Here is a 16,100-nt window from a genome sequence, read left to right on the forward strand (position 1 = left end):
ATTAAGCATGAGGGCAGTGGTACCGTAAAAAGGTACCACCTTGATTGTGAAAAATTACACGCCCTTAACGTAGTGAATCACGCCATCCAGGAACATTTGCACGGACAGCATGACCAGGATCATCCCCATCAGTCGCTCCAGCGCAAACAAACCACGTTCTCGCAGCAAATCATAGAGTTTTCCAGAACACATCAGGATACAGGCAGAGACAAACCAGGCGCTGATGACAGCCACTGTCCAGTCGAACAGGCGACCAGGATCCTGATTGGCCAGCAGCATGATGGCGGCAAGCAATGAAGGACCGGCAATCAGCGGTGTAGCCAGAGGGACGATCATGGGTTCGCCGTCCGGCGTATCCCCCATGATGCTACGTCCTTTGGCGGGGAAAATCATCCGGATGGCAATGATAAACAGGATAATCGCGCCAGCGATACTAACCGCCTCCTGTTTCAGGTTCATGATGGCCAGGAACGTCTGACCGGTATACAGGAACAACAGCATGATCGTCAGTGCGATGAAAAGCTCGCGAATCAATATCTTGTTTCGACGCTCCCGGGGGACGGCTTTCAGGATTGAGAGAAAAACGGGCATATTGCCCAGCGGATCCATAATGAGAAACAGAAGAATGGCGGCGGACCATATTTCCATGGCAGGTGCACCTTGTTGTTTGAGTGAAAAGGGAAACAGTGGTGAAGGCTGATGCTTATACCACATCCGGGAAAACGCTGTCATTCATGGTTCAGCGGACATAAAATGCTGCCTTTCATCCAATAAATCACCTTGATGAGTGATTAGTCACTATGACTGGAATGAGTGAAGCCCTGTATTCCCGCGATGTCATTAAGTCCTGGTCCGAACTTCACCGGGATTGCCGCCTGCTGGCACAGAAACTACTGACGCTGGGAGAGTGGAAAGGCATTATTGCCGTCACCCGGGGAGGGATGATTCCTGCTGCGATTATCGCTCGGGAGCTGGATATCCGCCTGATCGATACCTTCTGTATTACCAGCTACGAAAATCAGCAACAGGGTGAACTGACGGTTCTTAAAGATCCCGTGATTACTTCAGAAGGTGGCGGCTACCTGATCATTGATGATCTGGTCGATACGGGAAATACTCTGGCAATGGTGCGCAAGACCTTACCGAAGGCCCATATCGGAACATTGTATGTCAAACCGGCAGGCCAGCCACTGGTGGATACCTTTGTGCAGGCATATAGCCAGGAGACCTGGATACGCTTCCCCTGGGATATGACGCTGGGTTATGCCGTTCCGCTGGTGGAACAGGTTGAGGTCATCGAATGCTGACAGGATTCCCTGTCAGAGATTGAGCCAGACTTCCCTCGCCCAGTGCCAGATAGAAGGCCAGGTATCGTCGGATTCCCCTTCGTCTGACCACAGGGTGATCTCACCGTCTTCGCTGATGCAGTAATACTGGTCGTTATCACGGCAGATCGGGATCAAGTGGCGGGGGACAAGGGTATCCCACGCTTCGGCAGCGACATCCGGCAGGTGGGTATGGGATTGCGGGTCGGTTACCGTCACGGGTTCAATCGAACCGTAGACCACATCACTCACGTTTAGCAGGAATTCCCTCAGGTCGAACGGCAGCTGTATCAGCAGCTCTTCCTCGATTTCCACCAGTTCATCGTCATCAGGCAGCCTGAGGGGAACAGGAATATCCAGCGCATTGGCTTTCAATAGCTCAATAACATCTTCCACGGGAAACCGCCTTTTTGAATCAACAGGAATGAATTAATGGCTGCATTATTGTCCACAAACGGGATCCTGAGAAGACTTGTTTTGGCAGTTTCGTTGGGATGGAATTACAGCCTTCCAGGTTGTAATTCCAGTCAAGTATGCATTGAGAACACGCATATTCTCTGTGCATGAATGATTCAGAGCTTATTCCAGGCTTCAGACCAGGCAAGCCCGGTGGCGGGCGCGTAATAGCGTTGGGACTGATTACACCATGGCGTAAAGGGCCAGGGTTTGCATTTGTAGACGTTACCGTCACTGGCAAGGACTTTAGTCCCGTCAACGTAGTTCCCGATACCTTTCGGGTAGATATAGTCATAGTTTGTGGGTGGAGTGGGGTCATCACCACGAATGATTGCGGTTGAAAAAGTGTAGCCGGCATTTTTGGCAAACACGGCATTGTTAAAGATATTCACTTCGTCATACATATAGTGATTCATCTCAGCATGCCAGAATCCGATTTGTACTGATTTTCCGTGCAGATCATTCACTTTTCGGGCAAGTTCTGCCGTCCAGGCGGTAAACTCGGCATTTTTGGTTGTGATTCCAATGCTTTCGTTAACCACATCCACGCCCTGGTGATTCTGTAACTTGAAGTTGGCTTTATCACCGGGTTTGGCTTCATTGGTCTCCGATGTAATGTAACGGCCCAATTCAACCAGATCCGGAACGGGATCCGGGTCTGGGTCGGGATCCGGATCAGGCCCACCGCCACTCTTGGTGATGAAAAGGTCTGAACAGTTATAAAAGCCCTCGCCTGCAGGATCCAGACGCTGCCAGCGCATATAGAGAACGGCACTGCCCTTTCGCCCTTCCGGTATGGTGTAATCCATTGCATAAAAGCCATTAACAACCGGCTTTTCACCATGCTCTGCAATCAGTTCCAGGTCATTCCATGTCAGTGGTTGAGTGGCAGAGTCGTACCCGGTTTTACTCAGATAAATCTGGAAGAAATGGTTAGGGTGGGCGGCAGTCACTTTGATTTTAAGTGTGTGTTTTCCGGGTTTAATCGAGGTTTTCTGCCAGTTTTTATCAGGAATATCCATACCGGCTTTTCGAGGATCACCGGCCGCACAGAGGGTTGTATCCTTCACCACCGCTTCAACGGCTGACTGGTTGTGGTAATCGGGCACCAGGGCTGAGAATTCATTCTTTTGGGTGAACGGATAGTCGCCTGACTGGTTGTAGGCTTTCTGGCAGGCAGCATTGGGAATAGAATCTGACCAATAACCACCGTCATCAGCGCAGAAGACTTGTCGTGCTTTCGGTACCTCGACCCAACCATGCGCAAGGACGCCGCTCGCAAAAGACAATGAAAAAGTAGCTAATAGAGATGTCTTGAATGATGCATTACGGAAATACAGCATTGTTCTCACTGCTCTCAATGATTTTAAAAAAAGAAGGTTTTATACGAAAACAGGATGATTCATGAACGCATATTGCTGCGGATCATTACAGCAACTGTTTCAGTCTATTTGTTGTTAAACAAGGTGTATTGTCAGGAAGGGAGCGCGGTATGGTAAATCTTTGAGTATTGTTTAGATGATAATGAACAGATACAAGAGTTGATCATAATACTGCCCCTTAACGAAAAAGACCCGCCAAGCATAGCAGGTCTTTCTCCGGGAGGGATATATCAGATAAACAGGCATGGTATAAGCGGCATATCAAATATGTGTTATCAATACAGGCTTTGACTGTATAAAGAGGCCTATCTGATAATTGAATTAATCAGTTCTCATGTACCATTTTTGTCGATAGCGCAATACGATTCCATGCATTGATGGTGATGATTTGCATGATGCATTGAGCCAGTTTGTTTTCACCCAATACTTCCAGACAGTTATTGTAGGTTTCGTCTGTTACACCCTGTACGGAAATTTTTGTAATCTCATCTGCCAGTGCCAGCACCACACGTTCAGTCTCACTGAATAGTGGCGATTCTTTCCACGCGGCCAAGGCAAACAGGCGCTTTTGTGTTTCGCCAATTTTCAGGGCCTGTTCGGTATGCATTTGAATACAGAAGGCACACTGATTGATCATGGATACACGGATCTTTATCAGTTCTTTCATGGAATCTGATAAATCTGTTTTACCAATATATCCTTCGAGTCCGAGCATCGCTTCATATGCTGTGGGCTCCAGTTTGCTGATGTCGATACGTTTGTGCATGGTGAATACTCTCCTGAATACAGTCTGGAAAATATCAGGTCACCATAAATCCGGCCTGATATTTCAATATCAATGTGCTGTCTTTCCGATAGCCAGTGAGCGTATTGTGAATCATACGAACGGCGCCTAGAATCCACTGAATACCTTCAATGGTTTTGCATTCCATGCAAAGGTAGTAAGCGTGCTGGAATTAATTCGTATATTCATCCAGGTGGTTGAATCCGGTAGTTTTTCCAAAGCCGGTGCGGTACTGAATATGGCGCCTTCTTCAATTGCCAGAAATATTGATAACCTTGAAAAACAGCTGAATGTCATGCTGTTCCGGCGTAGTACACGACAATTACTGCTAACAGAGGAAGGCCACTTCTTTCTGGACGGGGCGGGCAAGCTGCTGGACGATGCTGACCACCTTGTACAGACCATGAACCAGCAGAATGATGATCCCCGGGGCGTGTTAAGAGTATCGGTATTTGAAAGTTTTGGGGGGCAATGTGTTTGTCCCCTGTTGCCTGAATTTCTGCTTCGTTACCCCAAGGTCAAGCTGGAGATAGAGCTGGATAACCGATTGGTAGATATGAATACCGAGAATGTCGATCTGGCGATCCGAATTGGCCGCCCATCCGACAGTTCTCTGCATGCCCGTCGATTAATGGAAAATCATACCTTGCTGTGTGCCGCGCCGGCCTATTTTGAGTGTCATGGCCTACCTGAATCACCGGAGGCCATTCGATACCATAACTGTCTTTTGCTTAGTCATGACCGACAACGTCATTACTGGTTTTTTCATCGTGATCGACAACATCTGAAAATACCGGTGCAGGGTAACCTGACGTCCAAGGGCGGTACGCCTTTACTGGCGGCTGCTTTAGGCGGTGCTGGACTTTTACTGTTATCCAGTTGGATGTTGACGGAGTCTCTTAACCAGAACCAGCTCCAGATCTGTTTACCGGAATGGGAGGTTTCCCAGCACGAGGAAGGCAGTGGTGAGATTTATATCGTGTATAGGGGCAGTAAATATCCCAAGCCGGTCATCCGGGCGTTTATTGATTTTATAATTGAAAAAATCGAGATGCTGGCCACCAGTTATAAGGCTTGTCATGCCGATGCTATGGTTAATGAATAAGTGTGAGTGAGTTAACCACGGAACGGATTCCCTTATGATTCGTCGTTTAAAATGGGTTGCGGGCTTATTGCTGCTCAGTGGTGTCTTGTTTTACCTTGGCGGTCGCTTCTGGCAGCAGGACCCTCGCGAAACATTGGTTTCAACAGTACAGGAAATCAGGGGCAAGGGCTGGTGTCAGCCGGAAGGGAATAAGCTGTGTGGCTATGATGAGCTGCGCATTGCCTTTGGTTCTCCCATGCAGCGCTTTTGCTATCGCTATTTGAATAATGCGCTTTTGATGATGGAAGCCAGTTGCCTGCATCAGGTCACGCTGGAGCTGCGGGACGTAGACCTCAGTCAGCTGGATATTGTTCAGGTGAACCTCAGTAATGCTGATTTATCGGGGAGTGATTTACAGCAGGCAAACCTGTCAGGCAGCAGCCTTAGGACGACGGATTTGAGTCGCGCCAACCTGTCTGGTGCCATTCTGGAATCAACAAAAACACTGTCTAAAATGGATCACGCCTCTTTCCGGGGGGCCCTGCTGCGGGGCGCGACCTCTGTATTTCAGGCCAGTTTCAAACAGGCAGACTTCACGGAAGCCGATCTTCGGGAAGTGAACTTCGGACGCTCGGATTTTCTTGGCGCCAATTTCACCAAAGCAGATCTCCGGAAGGCGAATCTGGCTTATTCCCGTCTCTCGGGTGCGCTATTTTCTGATGCACGCGTGGAAAACCTGGTGCTTCACCAAGCCTCGGGGCTGGATAATCAGACGCTCGACTGGTTGAGGAAAAACGGCGCAATTGTTGATCAGGAAGGCCTGGAAAAAGCGCTGCAAAATGGGCTCAGAATCCCTGTTATGTGGTGGTTCAATTTATCGAATATGAATCTTTCCGGGATCGATTTCACGGATACAACCCTTAGTGGCGTAACCTTCACTGGAGCAAAGCTTGATGGCGCAAAATTTGTAAATGCCAGCCTTGATCAGGCTAATTTCCATAATGCGGACCTGCGAGGTGCTGATTTCTCTGGCAGCTACCTGATTCATGCGGATTTCAGCGGTGCGGATCTGCGGGGTGCTCGGTTTGATAATGCGGTACGTCTGGAAACGATTAAGTTCGATAGTGCCACTCAATTTCCGGATACATTTTCACGTAACGTTACACCGGGTTCGCCATAGGCCGAATTCGAATTCGGCCTGAATGCATATAAAAAAACGTTATTAGCATTGGTAGACATCGGCTTCCAATCCCTCTAAAAAGAAAGAGAAGGATAAAAAAATACGTGGGAGGGAACGCGGTCATGCCTGACAATAAACAGCTCGCACTGATCACGGAAGACAACCCCATGGGAACCGACGGCTTCGAGTTCGTTGAGTTCTCTGCCCGCCAGCCGGAAGCGCTGGCAGCCCTGTTTGAGCAGCTGGGTTTCACGGCGATTGCCCGTCACCGTTCTCGCAATGTGACGCTTTACCGGCAGGGTGATATCAATTTCATCCTGAATGCCGAAGTTGATAGTTTCGCTGAAGATTTCACCATTATTCATGGTCCCTGCGCCTGTGCCATGGCCTTCCGGGTGGCGGATGCCGCACGTGCTATGGAGCGCGCGATTGGGTTGGGCGCCAAACCGGTCACCAACCGGCCGGGTCCCATGGAACTCAATATTCCGGCGATTGAAGGGATTGGTGGAAGCCTGATTTACCTGGTGGACCGTTACGGAGAATCCGGTTCCATTTACGATATTGATTTCATTCCCATTGAAGGTGTTGATCAGCATCCGGCGGGTGAAGGTTTATTTAATATCGATCACCTGACTCACAATGTTTTCCGCGGCAATATGGATCGCTGGAGTCAATTCTACGAATCTCTCTTCAACTTTCGGGAAATCCGCTACTTCGATATTGAAGGCAAAATGACCGGCTTGAAGTCCCGGGCGCTGACCAGCCCCTGTGGCAAGATTCGCATCCCCATCAATGAATCCTCCGATGATAAAAGTCAGATTGAGGAATATCTGCAGGAATACCACGGGGAAGGCATTCAGCATATCGCGTTGAGTTCGGAGGATATCTATGTCACGGTGGAATCCTTGGGGGATGAAGGCACTGCTTTCATGACACCGCCACCGGACACCTATTACGACATGCTGGAAGAGCGTTTACCGGGCCACGGCGAGGATGTCGAACGCCTGAAGAAAGATGCCATCCTGATGGACGGTAGCCCGGATGGACGGCTCCTGCTGCAGATATTCACAGAAACGGTCATTGGTCCCATCTTCTTTGAAATCATCCAGCGCAAGGGGGATGAAGGCTTCGGGGAAGGCAATTTCCAGGCATTGTTTGAAAGCATGGAGCGGGATCAGATCCGCCGGGGTGTATTGCAGGAATAACGCAGTACGCCGTCAAAACAGGGAATAACCGGAGGCATGCATGGCCAGCAGCGCAACGGCATATGTCGCAAGGGAACCTGACGAACAGGGGTATATCCACTATCCCGATGAGGAAAATGAAACCTGGCAGATCCTGATGTCGCGTCAGATGCAGTTACTCCCGGGACGTGCCTGCCAGGAATATTTCGATGGCCTGGACCAGTTGCAGCTGCCGGTTGACCGGGTGCCTCAACTGGAAGAGCTGAACCGCGTGCTGGCCCGTACGACAGGGTGGCGAGTTGAGCGTGTGCCGGCACTGATCTCTTTCGATCGTTTTTTCAAGCTGCTCTCGGAGAAATGCTTTCCCGTGGCGACGTTTATCCGAACTCGGAAAGAGCTGGATTACCTGCGGGAACCGGATATTTTCCATGAAGTATTTGGCCATTGCCCGTTGTTAACCAACCCGGATTTTGCCGCCTTCACGCATATCTATGGCAAGTTAGCCTATAAAGCCAGCAAGGAAGACCGCGTTTTCCTGGCCCGCTTGTACTGGATGACCGTCGAGTTTGGTCTGGTCGATACGGCTGAAGGTCTTCGTATCTACGGTGGCGGTATTCTCTCCAGCCCAAAGGAAACCGTGTACAGCCTGGAAAGTGATAAGCCGCTGCGGGAATCGTTTGACCCTGTCGCTGCCATGCGTACGCCCTACCGCATAGACATACTGCAATCGGTTTATTACATCCTTGATCAAATGTCAGTCTTGCAGCAATTGAGTGACATGGACATCATGGCTATGGTCAGTAAGGCGAAAACGCTGGGGCTGTTCGAGCCCCGTTATCCACCCAAAGATGAACCATGAGAACAGGATTCCGTTATGTCTGAACTCGCTAATGGGGTTTGTGAGCCCTGTCGCTCCGGCGCTCCTCAGGTCACCGACGACGAGATGCGTGAGCTGATGGCCATGGTGCCAGACTGGTCGATTGAGACGCGTGATGGTGTCATGCAGCTCGAAAGGGTCTATTCCTTCAAGAACTTCCGTGACGCGCTGGCGTTCACTAACCAGGTGGGTGAAATTGCAGAGGCGCAGGGGCATCACCCGGGCCTGTTAACGGAGTGGGGAAAGGTGACCGTGACTTGGTGGACGCACAAGATCAATGGTTTACACAAAAATGATTTCATCATGGCCGCAAAGACGGATGCTGCGGCAAACAACCAATAAGTGCGGCAAATACGCTAGATAATGCCGTGAAAACTGCTGTAATCAACGGGTAACTTGACCGATCAGACAGAAAAAATTTCTGTAATCACGCACCGATATTCGAATAAATCGCCCGGACTGACCGGGTAAGGAGCACTGTGTGAAGCTGGCCTCCCTGGCAGAAGGCAGAGACGGTAAATTGATTGTTGTATCCCGAGATCTGAAGCAGGCAGCTGTCGTACCCAAGATAGCAGGTACCTTGCAGCAGGCAATCGATAATTGGGAAGAAAAAGCCGGTCGGTTGAATGAGGTATATGAATTACTCAACAAGGGGGAATGGCCGGATGCTTTCAGCATGGATCCAGACCAGTGTGGCGCTCCCCTGCCCCGGGCGTTCCAGTGGCTGGATGGAAGCGGCTACGTTAATCATGTAGAGCTGGTCAGAAAAGCTCGTGGCGCTGAAATGCCAGAGAATTTCTGGACTGATCCGCTTATGTACCAGGGTGTTTCCGATAACCTGCTGGGTCCCTGTGATGATGTTCATGTTGCATCGGAAGACTGGGGAATCGACTTTGAAGCTGAAGTGGTGGTGGTGACGGATGATGTCCCCATGGGCGTTTCACCGGAACAGGCGGCTTCTCACATCAAGTTGCTCACCCTGGTCAATGATGTTTCTTTGCGAAACCTGATTCCTGCCGAACTGGGCAAGGGTTTTGGTTTTTTACAGAGCAAACCCGCATCAGCTTTTACAGCCGTAGTGGTGACGCCTGATGAGCTGGGTGATGCGTGGCAAGATAGCAAAGTTCATTTGCCGCTTCGGGTGGAATTGAACGGTGAGTTGTTTGGCCAGCCCAATTGCGGGGTGGATATGACCTTTGATTTTGCCCGGCTGATTTCCCATGCCGCCATGACCCGGCATCTTGGCGCGGGCACATTGCTGGGCTCTGGCACTATTTCGAATACGGATCGCAGCAGTGGCTCCTGCTGTCTTGCAGAACAGCGGATGCTTGAGATTATTGAAGGCGGCAAGGCCCAGACACCTTTTCTGCATTTTGGTGATCACGTACGAATAGAAATGCTGGATGCCAAGGGTAAATCCGTCTTTGGCGCCATTGATCAGCGTATCTGCCGGTACGAGGCGGATGCATGAAGCTGTATGACTATTTCCGATCGTCAGCGGCTTACCGGATACGGATAGCGCTGAACCTGAAAGGCCTTTCTTACGATTCTATCCCGATAAACCTCAGAACCGGTGAGCAGTGTTCGCCGGCCTATCGGGATAGAAATCCGCAGGGGCTGGTGCCGGCACTGGAAACGCCGCATGGTTTGTTGAGTCAGTCACTGGCCATTATGGAATGGTTGGATGAAGCCTATCCTGAGTCTGTTCCATTGCTGCCGGGGGATACATGGCTAAGAGCCCAGATCAGGAGCCTGGCTGGTCAGATTGCCTGTGATATCCACCCTCTGAATAATCTGCGAGTGTTGCATTATCTGCAGGGCGAACTGGGTGTATCTGATACAGCGAAATCAGACTGGTATGCTCACTGGGTTACGACGGGGTTTGAGGCGCTGGAACCTCAACTGTCTGGCTCCGGCTTTTGTATTGGAGAACAGCCGACGTTGGCAGATATTTGCCTGATTCCACAGGTCTACAACGCCCTTCGCTTTAAGGTGGATCTGTCACCCTACCCTGCTATCCGGCAGGTCTACGAACATTGCAACCAGCTGGAGCCTTTCCAGAAAGCGGCACCTGAAAATCAGGCCGATGCGAGTGTGTAAGCTGTTTTTTTCAATAGCCTTCAGCGATATGCAGGTCTTTCAGCTTCCGGTAATTTTCTGCGCTGTAATTGAAGAAACTCCGTTCTTTCTCGGTTAAGGGGCGCGCCTTTTTGGCTGGATTTCCCTTGTAGACAAAGCCACTCTCCAGCACTTTGCCGGGTGCGATCATAGCGCCGGCGGCAACCAGTACCTCGGACTCCACTACCGCACCATCCATGACAATGGCGCCAATGCCAATCAATACCCGGTCATGAATCGTGCAGCCATGTAGGCAGGCTTTGTGGCCGATGGTGACATCATCACCGATGGTCAGCGGCCAGCCGTCGGGATTAAAAGGACCGGCATGGGTGATATGCAGAACGGCACCATCCTGCACACTGGTGCGTTGACCGATCCGGATGGCGTGCATATCGCCGCGTATCACCGCCATGGGCCAGACCGAACTGTCATCACCGATTTCCACATCACCCAGAACAACTGCTGTTGGATCCACAAAAACACGTTCGCCCAATTTAGGCGTTTTGTTCTGGTAGGTTCGAAACGGTGAAGACATCATTTATCCCCTGGCAGTATGAAGCAACGTAAAAAACAGGTTTTTCATTATCTGCTGAAGACTATGGGCTTAAATGGCGGTTCCTGGCAAGGCGGTTTCATCCAGATTCAGCTCTCGGATACTGATTTCACGGATTTTATATTTCTGTACCTTACCGGTAATGGTCATCGGAAAACTGTCGGTGAATTTGAAATAGCGGGGAATCTTGAAGTGGGCAATCTGATCCTGGCAGAAATCACGAAGTGATTCTTCTGATGGGGGCTCAACCCCGTCCTTTAACCTTATCCAGGCGATGACTGCTTCCCCATATTTAGGATCAGGCACGCCGGTGACATGGATTTCAGCCACTGCCGGATGGGTATAAAACAGGTCTTCGATTTCTTTCGGGTAGATGTTTTCCCCACCCCGGATCACCATATCCTTGATTCGCCCAATAATCTGGATAAACCCGTCCTCATCCATCAGAGCCAGATCGCCACTGTGCATCCAGCCCGCATCGTCAATGGCATTCCTGGTGGCTTCTTCATCACCCCAGTATTTCATCATGACACTGTAGCCACGGGTGCAGAGTTCACCAATCTGCCCTCTTGGAGCAATGCGCTGATCATCGGTGGAGATGATTTTGGTTTCCTGGTGGGGCTGGGTTTTGCCAACGGTTGTCACCCGTTTCTCCAGTGAGGTGTCGTGGCTGGTCTGGGTGCTGACGGGGCTGGTTTCCGTCATCCCGTAGCCGATCTGGATTTCGCTGAGATGCATATCATGGATAATGCGTTTCATCAGTTCCACAGGGCAGAGGCTGCCGGCAATGATCCCTGTGCGCAGGCTGGAGAGTTCGTAGCTGGCAAAGTCGGGATCATGCAGTTCGGCAATGAACATGGTCGGGACACCGTGCAGGGCGGTGGCTTTCTCCTCGGCGACGGCTGCCAGAGTTTGTTGGGCATCAAAACCTTCTGAGGGGTAAATCAGCGTAGCGCCACAGGTCAGGCAGGCCAGGTTGGCGAGCACCATACCAAAACAGTGATACAGAGGAACCGGTACCACCAGTCGATCCTGCTCCGTGAGACGCATCTGGTGAGCCACAAAGTAGGCGTTATTCAGAATGTTGTGATGGGTCAGGATCACGCCTTTAGGGTGCCCGGTAGTGCCGGAGGTGTACTGGATATTGATGGGATCATCGAACTGAAGAGCCTGCTGGCGTTGTACCCAATCGTTTTCTGACAGGCCGTTCCCTGCCTCCATAATATCCTGCCAGCGGCTCATGCCCGGATACGTCTTATCAGACAGGGTGATGATGGTTTCCAGTGTGGGGACTTCGCTACTTAATCCTGATTGGCCGGGATTCTTTTGTGGTTCGGACAGAAGAGATTGCAGCATCCCAATGTAATCGGAGTGCTTGAACTGTTCGGCGGTGACCAGGAAGCGAATACCGCAGAGGTTCATGGCATATTTCAGTTCCGGGACACGATAGGCCGGGTTGATGTTTACCAGAATGGCTCCGATCCTTGCCGCCGCCAGCTGGATTAACGTCCATTCTGCTCGATTGGGTGACCAGATACCCACCCGGTCACCCTGCTCTACACCGAGGGCCAGCAGCGCCCGTGCACAGGCATCGGTTCTTTGCCTCAGTTCGCGCCAAGACCACCGTATGGACTGGTGACGGACAACCAGTGCTTCTCTGTCAGGAAAACGGTCTGTCGTTATATCCAGCATTTCGCCGATCGTCATCCCCAGCAAAGGTTGTTCTGCAGTGCCGGAGGTGTAGCTCAATCGGGATGCTGTCATCGCGTCGCTCTCCAGTTAACGGGAGTGATCCGTTTTCCCTGTTCAGGCAATAAATCGGGGAGGAAGTATAGTCAGCGGTATGTAGGGGCGTGGGGAGAAACGAGGGACTGCATTAAGAAAGGAAGGTTGCCCCAAAGCCGGAAGGCATTGGGGCAAGCGTGATTAGCGAACTTCGCCAATCGGCAGAACGGTACGGCCGAACTGTTCGTTCAGTACTTCCGCCATGGCCAGGTAGATGGCGCTGGCGCCGCAGATGATGCCTTCGAAACCGGCGATGGTGCCGATCAGCTTGGAGCCGGTGAAATCACGGGCAGCCAGCAGGAAGAACAACACGGTCAGGGACGCAAAGACGAACTGCAGGGCGCGGTTGGCCTTCAGGGTGCCAAAGAACATGAAACCGGTGAAAACGCCCCACAGGCCCAGGTACCAGCCCATGAATGCGGCAGGTGTCGCTTCAGAAATTCCCATGGACGGGAAGATCAGCAGCAGTACCAGGGACCACCAGAACAGGCCGTAAGAAGTGAAAGCGGTCAGACCGAAGGTATTACCCTTTTTGAACTCCATGATACCCACGATGACCTGAGCCAAGCCGCCGTAGCACAGGCCCATGGCCAGGATCATGGCGCTGATCGGAAAGAAACCGGCGTTGTGAATATTAAGCAGAATGGTGGTCATGCCGAAGCCCATCAGGCCCAGCGGAGCGGGATTGGCCAGTTTTTCTGACACGTCGGTATCCTTGCAGCAGCAGTGAAAAGTAGCGGATTGCAGACAACCGTTGTTCCTGACTTCAACCGGGAAAACCGGAAGCCGGAAAGGAAACTGAAGGCTGTGTGGAGGACTGTCGCCATAAGGCCAAAACAGGCCGGACAGTCTAAAGGGCAGCAAGCGTAGTCATTCGGTCAGCGAGGCAACATCCGCAATTACACGTTTTATGAGTTATTAGTACGAAATGTTGAAAGTGTGAACGGGTTCACAAAATGAGTCGGTAGATAACCGGTTCCCGGCATACCCTTAAAGCTGTACAGATGCTGGCTGTTCGATCGTACTGCTCTGAACACTCTGCCATGGATGGATCGCTTCCGAGCCCTTTGTCTTTCCCGGTAAAGCCCTGTTTCTCCGGTCTGTGCGTTGTCTCCTGCCGCCATGGTCCTGATCAAACGACTGCTGTTTCAGTGAGGAAATGCATATGGGGAATTATCTCCTGAGGTGCATGGCGTTGTGTTGTCTGTGCCTGATACAAACGACGATGGCTGTAGAAAACAATTATCGGGTGGGCGTTGGAATTTACGATATCACCGGGCCTGCTGCAGAAGTGAACCTGTTTGGTTATGCCAGTTCAGACCAGTTTTCCACCGGCATCCGTGATCGGCAGTGGTCACGGGCGTTTGTTATTGCAGAACCGATTTCAGCGGAAAACCGGGTAGTGTTTGTCTCGGTGGACCAGGGCGCAGTCTTTCAGGGCGTGACCCAGGGGGTGCTAAAAAAGCTCAAGGCGCGCTATGGGGATCTGTATAACGATGACAACCTGATCATCAGCGCAACCCATACCCATGGTGGTGCGGGAGGGCACTCACACTACGCTCTGTACAACGTAACCGCCGAAGGCTTTGTTCAGCAGACGTATGACGCGACAGTGGAAGGGATTTTCCAGTCTATTGTGCGGGCCCATGAATCGCTGGCGCCGGGCAGAGTCCTGTTTAACCGCGGCGAATTGTGGAATGCCAGCGCCAATCGCTCGCTGCCAGCCTATGAGAATAATGTCGATGCTGCCCAGTATGCCGCGATTGACCCTGAAATGACGGTGCTCCGGTTCATTCAGGGGGAAGACCGGGATATCGGCATGATCAGCTGGTTCCCCGTCCATGCAGTCAGCCTGCCGATGACCAACACCCTATTGACATCAGACAACAAGGGGATTGCCCAATACCTGTTTGAGAAGCGGATGGGGAGCAGTTATACCGGTGATGATGTGTATGTTGCCGCCTTCGCCCAGACCAATGCTGGCGATATGACCCCGAACCTTAACCTTAACGGCACAGGCCCCGGCACTACACCGGATGAAAGCAACCGAATGATTGGTGAAAGGCAGTTTGATAAGGCCTGGGAATTGTTCCAGAACGCAACAGAGCCATTGCAGGGAAGTCTGGCAGTACAACACCGGTATGTGGATATGTCATCTGTTGCAGTGAATGACCAATTCACAGGACAGGGGGACCAGACAACCTGTGTCGCTGCGTTAGGCTATGCCTTTGCCTCCGGAACGGAAGACGGACGCGGTCCTCTGTTTGAGGAAGGGAAACGGGAAAGTGAAATTTTCTGGGAAGGGATTACCGGTATGGTCATGCCGCCAACACCGGAACAGGAAGCCTGTCAGGCCCCGAAACCTATATTGCTGGCAACCGGGAATGTACAACCTTATCCGTGGACGCCCGATGTATTGCCTGTGTCCATCATGAAAATTGGCTCGCTTGGGCTGCTGGCCGCGCCGGGCGAGTTCACGATCATGGCAGGTCGTCGTATCCGCCAGACGGTTGAATCTGTTGCGGGCACAGGGTTGAGCCATACCGTGTTGGCCGGCTATTCCAATGCCTATGCCGGTTACGTCACTACCCGTGAAGAATACGATAAACAGCACTATGAGGGAGCCAGTACCCACTTTGGTCCCTGGACACTGGCAGCGTACCGGCAGTCATTTTCGCGTTTGGCTGAATCGCTGGCGGATCCGGCAATGAATCCCTGGGCCGGAGAACCAGAACCGGTGCCGGATGATCTGTCTGATGACCAGGTGGTGTATTACAACAAGCCGGTTGTGCATGATCAGGCGCCGGTGTTCAAGTCCATTGGTCAGACGGTGCAGGATGCCAATAGCGCCTATCAGAAAGGTGATCATGTGCAGGTGAAGTTCTGGTCAGGGCATCCCCGAAATGATCTGAAAACCATGGTGAGTTTCCTGAAAGTTCAGCGATATGAGAATGGACAGTGGCATACCGTGGCCCGGGATCGTGATCTGGAAACGCGTTATACATGGCAGCGTATAGATGGCTTCTGGGGTACCTCCCACGCCATTATTGACTGGTTCATTCCCACGGATACCCCTTCCGGCACATATCGCATAGTGCATGAAGGTGTGTATAAAGAGGCCTGGACGTTTCTGATGAAACCCTACCAAGGAACCAGCAAAGCCTTTCAGGTTCAGTAAATAAGGCCTGTCAGCACCTTGCCCTGGTGCATCGGAAGACGCCTGAAATATGTGGTGTCTTTCGGTTGGTTTTGATGATTGTTTTCTTTGAGATGGTCTTATCATTAGATAATAGTGGTGAGGCTTGCTGGGTATATGAAAATACCTCGTCACTCCAAAACCAAAGCATTCATAAATGGTACAGGCAAACGGTT

The 16,100-nt window shown here is 51.3% G+C and carries 16 protein-coding genes; 9 read left to right on the top strand and 7 right to left on the bottom strand.

Annotation, left to right across the window (positions count from 1 at the left end; translation table 11 throughout):
• Positions 1–54: 54 nt before the first annotated feature.
• Positions 55–648, bottom strand: coding sequence for a YhgN family NAAT transporter (locus KHS78_RS18315; protein WP_211830100.1), 594 nt, complete (start codon positions 646–648; stop codon positions 55–57).
• Positions 649–800: 152 nt separating this feature from the next.
• On the opposite strand from KHS78_RS18315, the gene gpt reads away from it, so the two are divergent.
• Positions 801–1,307, top strand: a complete 507-nt coding sequence (gpt, locus tag KHS78_RS18320) for a xanthine phosphoribosyltransferase (protein ID WP_343216937.1) — start codon at positions 801–803, stop codon at positions 1,305–1,307.
• Positions 1,308–1,319: 12 nt separating this feature from the next.
• Here gpt and KHS78_RS18325 read toward each other — a convergent pair whose 3' ends face one another.
• The 3 genes from KHS78_RS18325 to KHS78_RS18335 form a co-directional block, all read right to left on the bottom strand.
• A complete protein-coding gene (locus KHS78_RS18325) occupies positions 1,320–1,721 on the bottom strand; it encodes an SMI1/KNR4 family protein (RefSeq protein ID WP_211830101.1) in 402 nt (133 codons plus the stop codon).
• 176 nt (positions 1,722–1,897) lie between these two features.
• Positions 1,898–3,124, bottom strand: coding sequence for a lytic polysaccharide monooxygenase (locus KHS78_RS18330; RefSeq protein WP_211830102.1), 1,227 nt, complete (start codon positions 3,122–3,124; stop codon positions 1,898–1,900).
• Between the two features lie 364 nt (positions 3,125–3,488).
• The gene (locus tag KHS78_RS18335; RefSeq protein ID WP_211830103.1) at positions 3,489–3,929 is read right to left on the bottom strand and encodes a carboxymuconolactone decarboxylase family protein; all 441 of its coding nucleotides are present in this window, start codon (positions 3,927–3,929) and stop codon (positions 3,489–3,491) included.
• Positions 3,930–4,110: 181 nt separating this feature from the next.
• Between KHS78_RS18335 and KHS78_RS18340 the strand changes: the two genes are divergently transcribed.
• The 7 genes from KHS78_RS18340 (at position 4,111) to maiA (ending at position 10,372) form a co-directional block, all read left to right on the top strand.
• On the top strand, positions 4,111–5,052 hold the full coding sequence (locus KHS78_RS18340) for a LysR family transcriptional regulator (protein WP_211830104.1): 942 nt from the start codon (positions 4,111–4,113) through the stop codon (positions 5,050–5,052).
• A gap of 34 nt (positions 5,053–5,086) precedes the next feature.
• The gene (locus tag KHS78_RS18345) at positions 5,087–6,211 is read left to right on the top strand and encodes a pentapeptide repeat-containing protein (protein ID WP_211830105.1); all 1,125 of its coding nucleotides are present in this window, start codon (positions 5,087–5,089) and stop codon (positions 6,209–6,211) included.
• Between the two features lie 122 nt (positions 6,212–6,333).
• Complete coding sequence (hppD, locus tag KHS78_RS18350; RefSeq protein WP_211830107.1) at positions 6,334–7,416, top strand: 4-hydroxyphenylpyruvate dioxygenase; 1,083 nt, start codon at positions 6,334–6,336, stop codon at positions 7,414–7,416.
• A 40-nt stretch (positions 7,417–7,456) separates the two neighbouring features.
• The gene (gene phhA / locus KHS78_RS18355; RefSeq protein ID WP_211830108.1) at positions 7,457–8,254 is read left to right on the top strand and encodes a phenylalanine 4-monooxygenase; all 798 of its coding nucleotides are present in this window, start codon (positions 7,457–7,459) and stop codon (positions 8,252–8,254) included.
• Positions 8,255–8,269: 15 nt separating this feature from the next.
• Entirely contained in the window at positions 8,270–8,614 is a 345-nt protein-coding gene (locus KHS78_RS18360) for a 4a-hydroxytetrahydrobiopterin dehydratase (RefSeq protein WP_211830109.1), read from the top strand.
• 139 nt (positions 8,615–8,753) lie between these two features.
• Positions 8,754–9,743: a fumarylacetoacetate hydrolase family protein gene (locus KHS78_RS18365; protein ID WP_211830111.1), complete on the top strand. Its 990-nt coding sequence runs from the start codon at positions 8,754–8,756 to the stop codon at positions 9,741–9,743.
• Positions 9,740–10,372 carry a maleylacetoacetate isomerase gene (gene maiA / locus KHS78_RS18370; RefSeq protein WP_211830114.1) on the top strand — a complete coding sequence of 211 codons (633 nt, stop codon included), beginning with the start codon at positions 9,740–9,742 and terminating at the stop codon, positions 10,370–10,372. The genes KHS78_RS18365 and maiA overlap by 4 nt, the downstream gene beginning before the upstream one ends.
• Before the next feature lie 10 nt (positions 10,373–10,382).
• On the opposite strand, the gene KHS78_RS18375 is transcribed toward maiA, so the two are convergent.
• From KHS78_RS18375 to satP, 3 genes are all read right to left on the bottom strand, one after another.
• Positions 10,383–10,925 (bottom strand): gamma carbonic anhydrase family protein, encoded by a 543-nt coding sequence (locus KHS78_RS18375; protein ID WP_211830116.1) that lies wholly within the window; start codon positions 10,923–10,925, stop codon positions 10,383–10,385.
• 69 nt (positions 10,926–10,994) lie between these two features.
• The gene (locus KHS78_RS18380; protein ID WP_211830118.1) at positions 10,995–12,707 is read right to left on the bottom strand and encodes an AMP-binding protein; all 1,713 of its coding nucleotides are present in this window, start codon (positions 12,705–12,707) and stop codon (positions 10,995–10,997) included.
• 162 nt (positions 12,708–12,869) lie between these two features.
• Positions 12,870–13,433, bottom strand: coding sequence for an acetate uptake transporter (satP, locus tag KHS78_RS18385; RefSeq protein ID WP_211830120.1), 564 nt, complete (start codon positions 13,431–13,433; stop codon positions 12,870–12,872).
• A gap of 520 nt (positions 13,434–13,953) precedes the next feature.
• Between satP and KHS78_RS18390 the strand changes: the two genes are divergently transcribed.
• Positions 13,954–15,906: a neutral/alkaline ceramidase gene (locus KHS78_RS18390; protein WP_211830121.1), complete on the top strand. Its 1,953-nt coding sequence runs from the start codon at positions 13,954–13,956 to the stop codon at positions 15,904–15,906.
• Positions 15,907–16,100: the final 194 nt, after the last annotated feature.

This window comes from Kistimonas asteriae, from assembly GCF_018263925.1.
GTDB lineage: Bacteria > Pseudomonadota > Gammaproteobacteria > Pseudomonadales > Endozoicomonadaceae > Kistimonas > Kistimonas asteriae.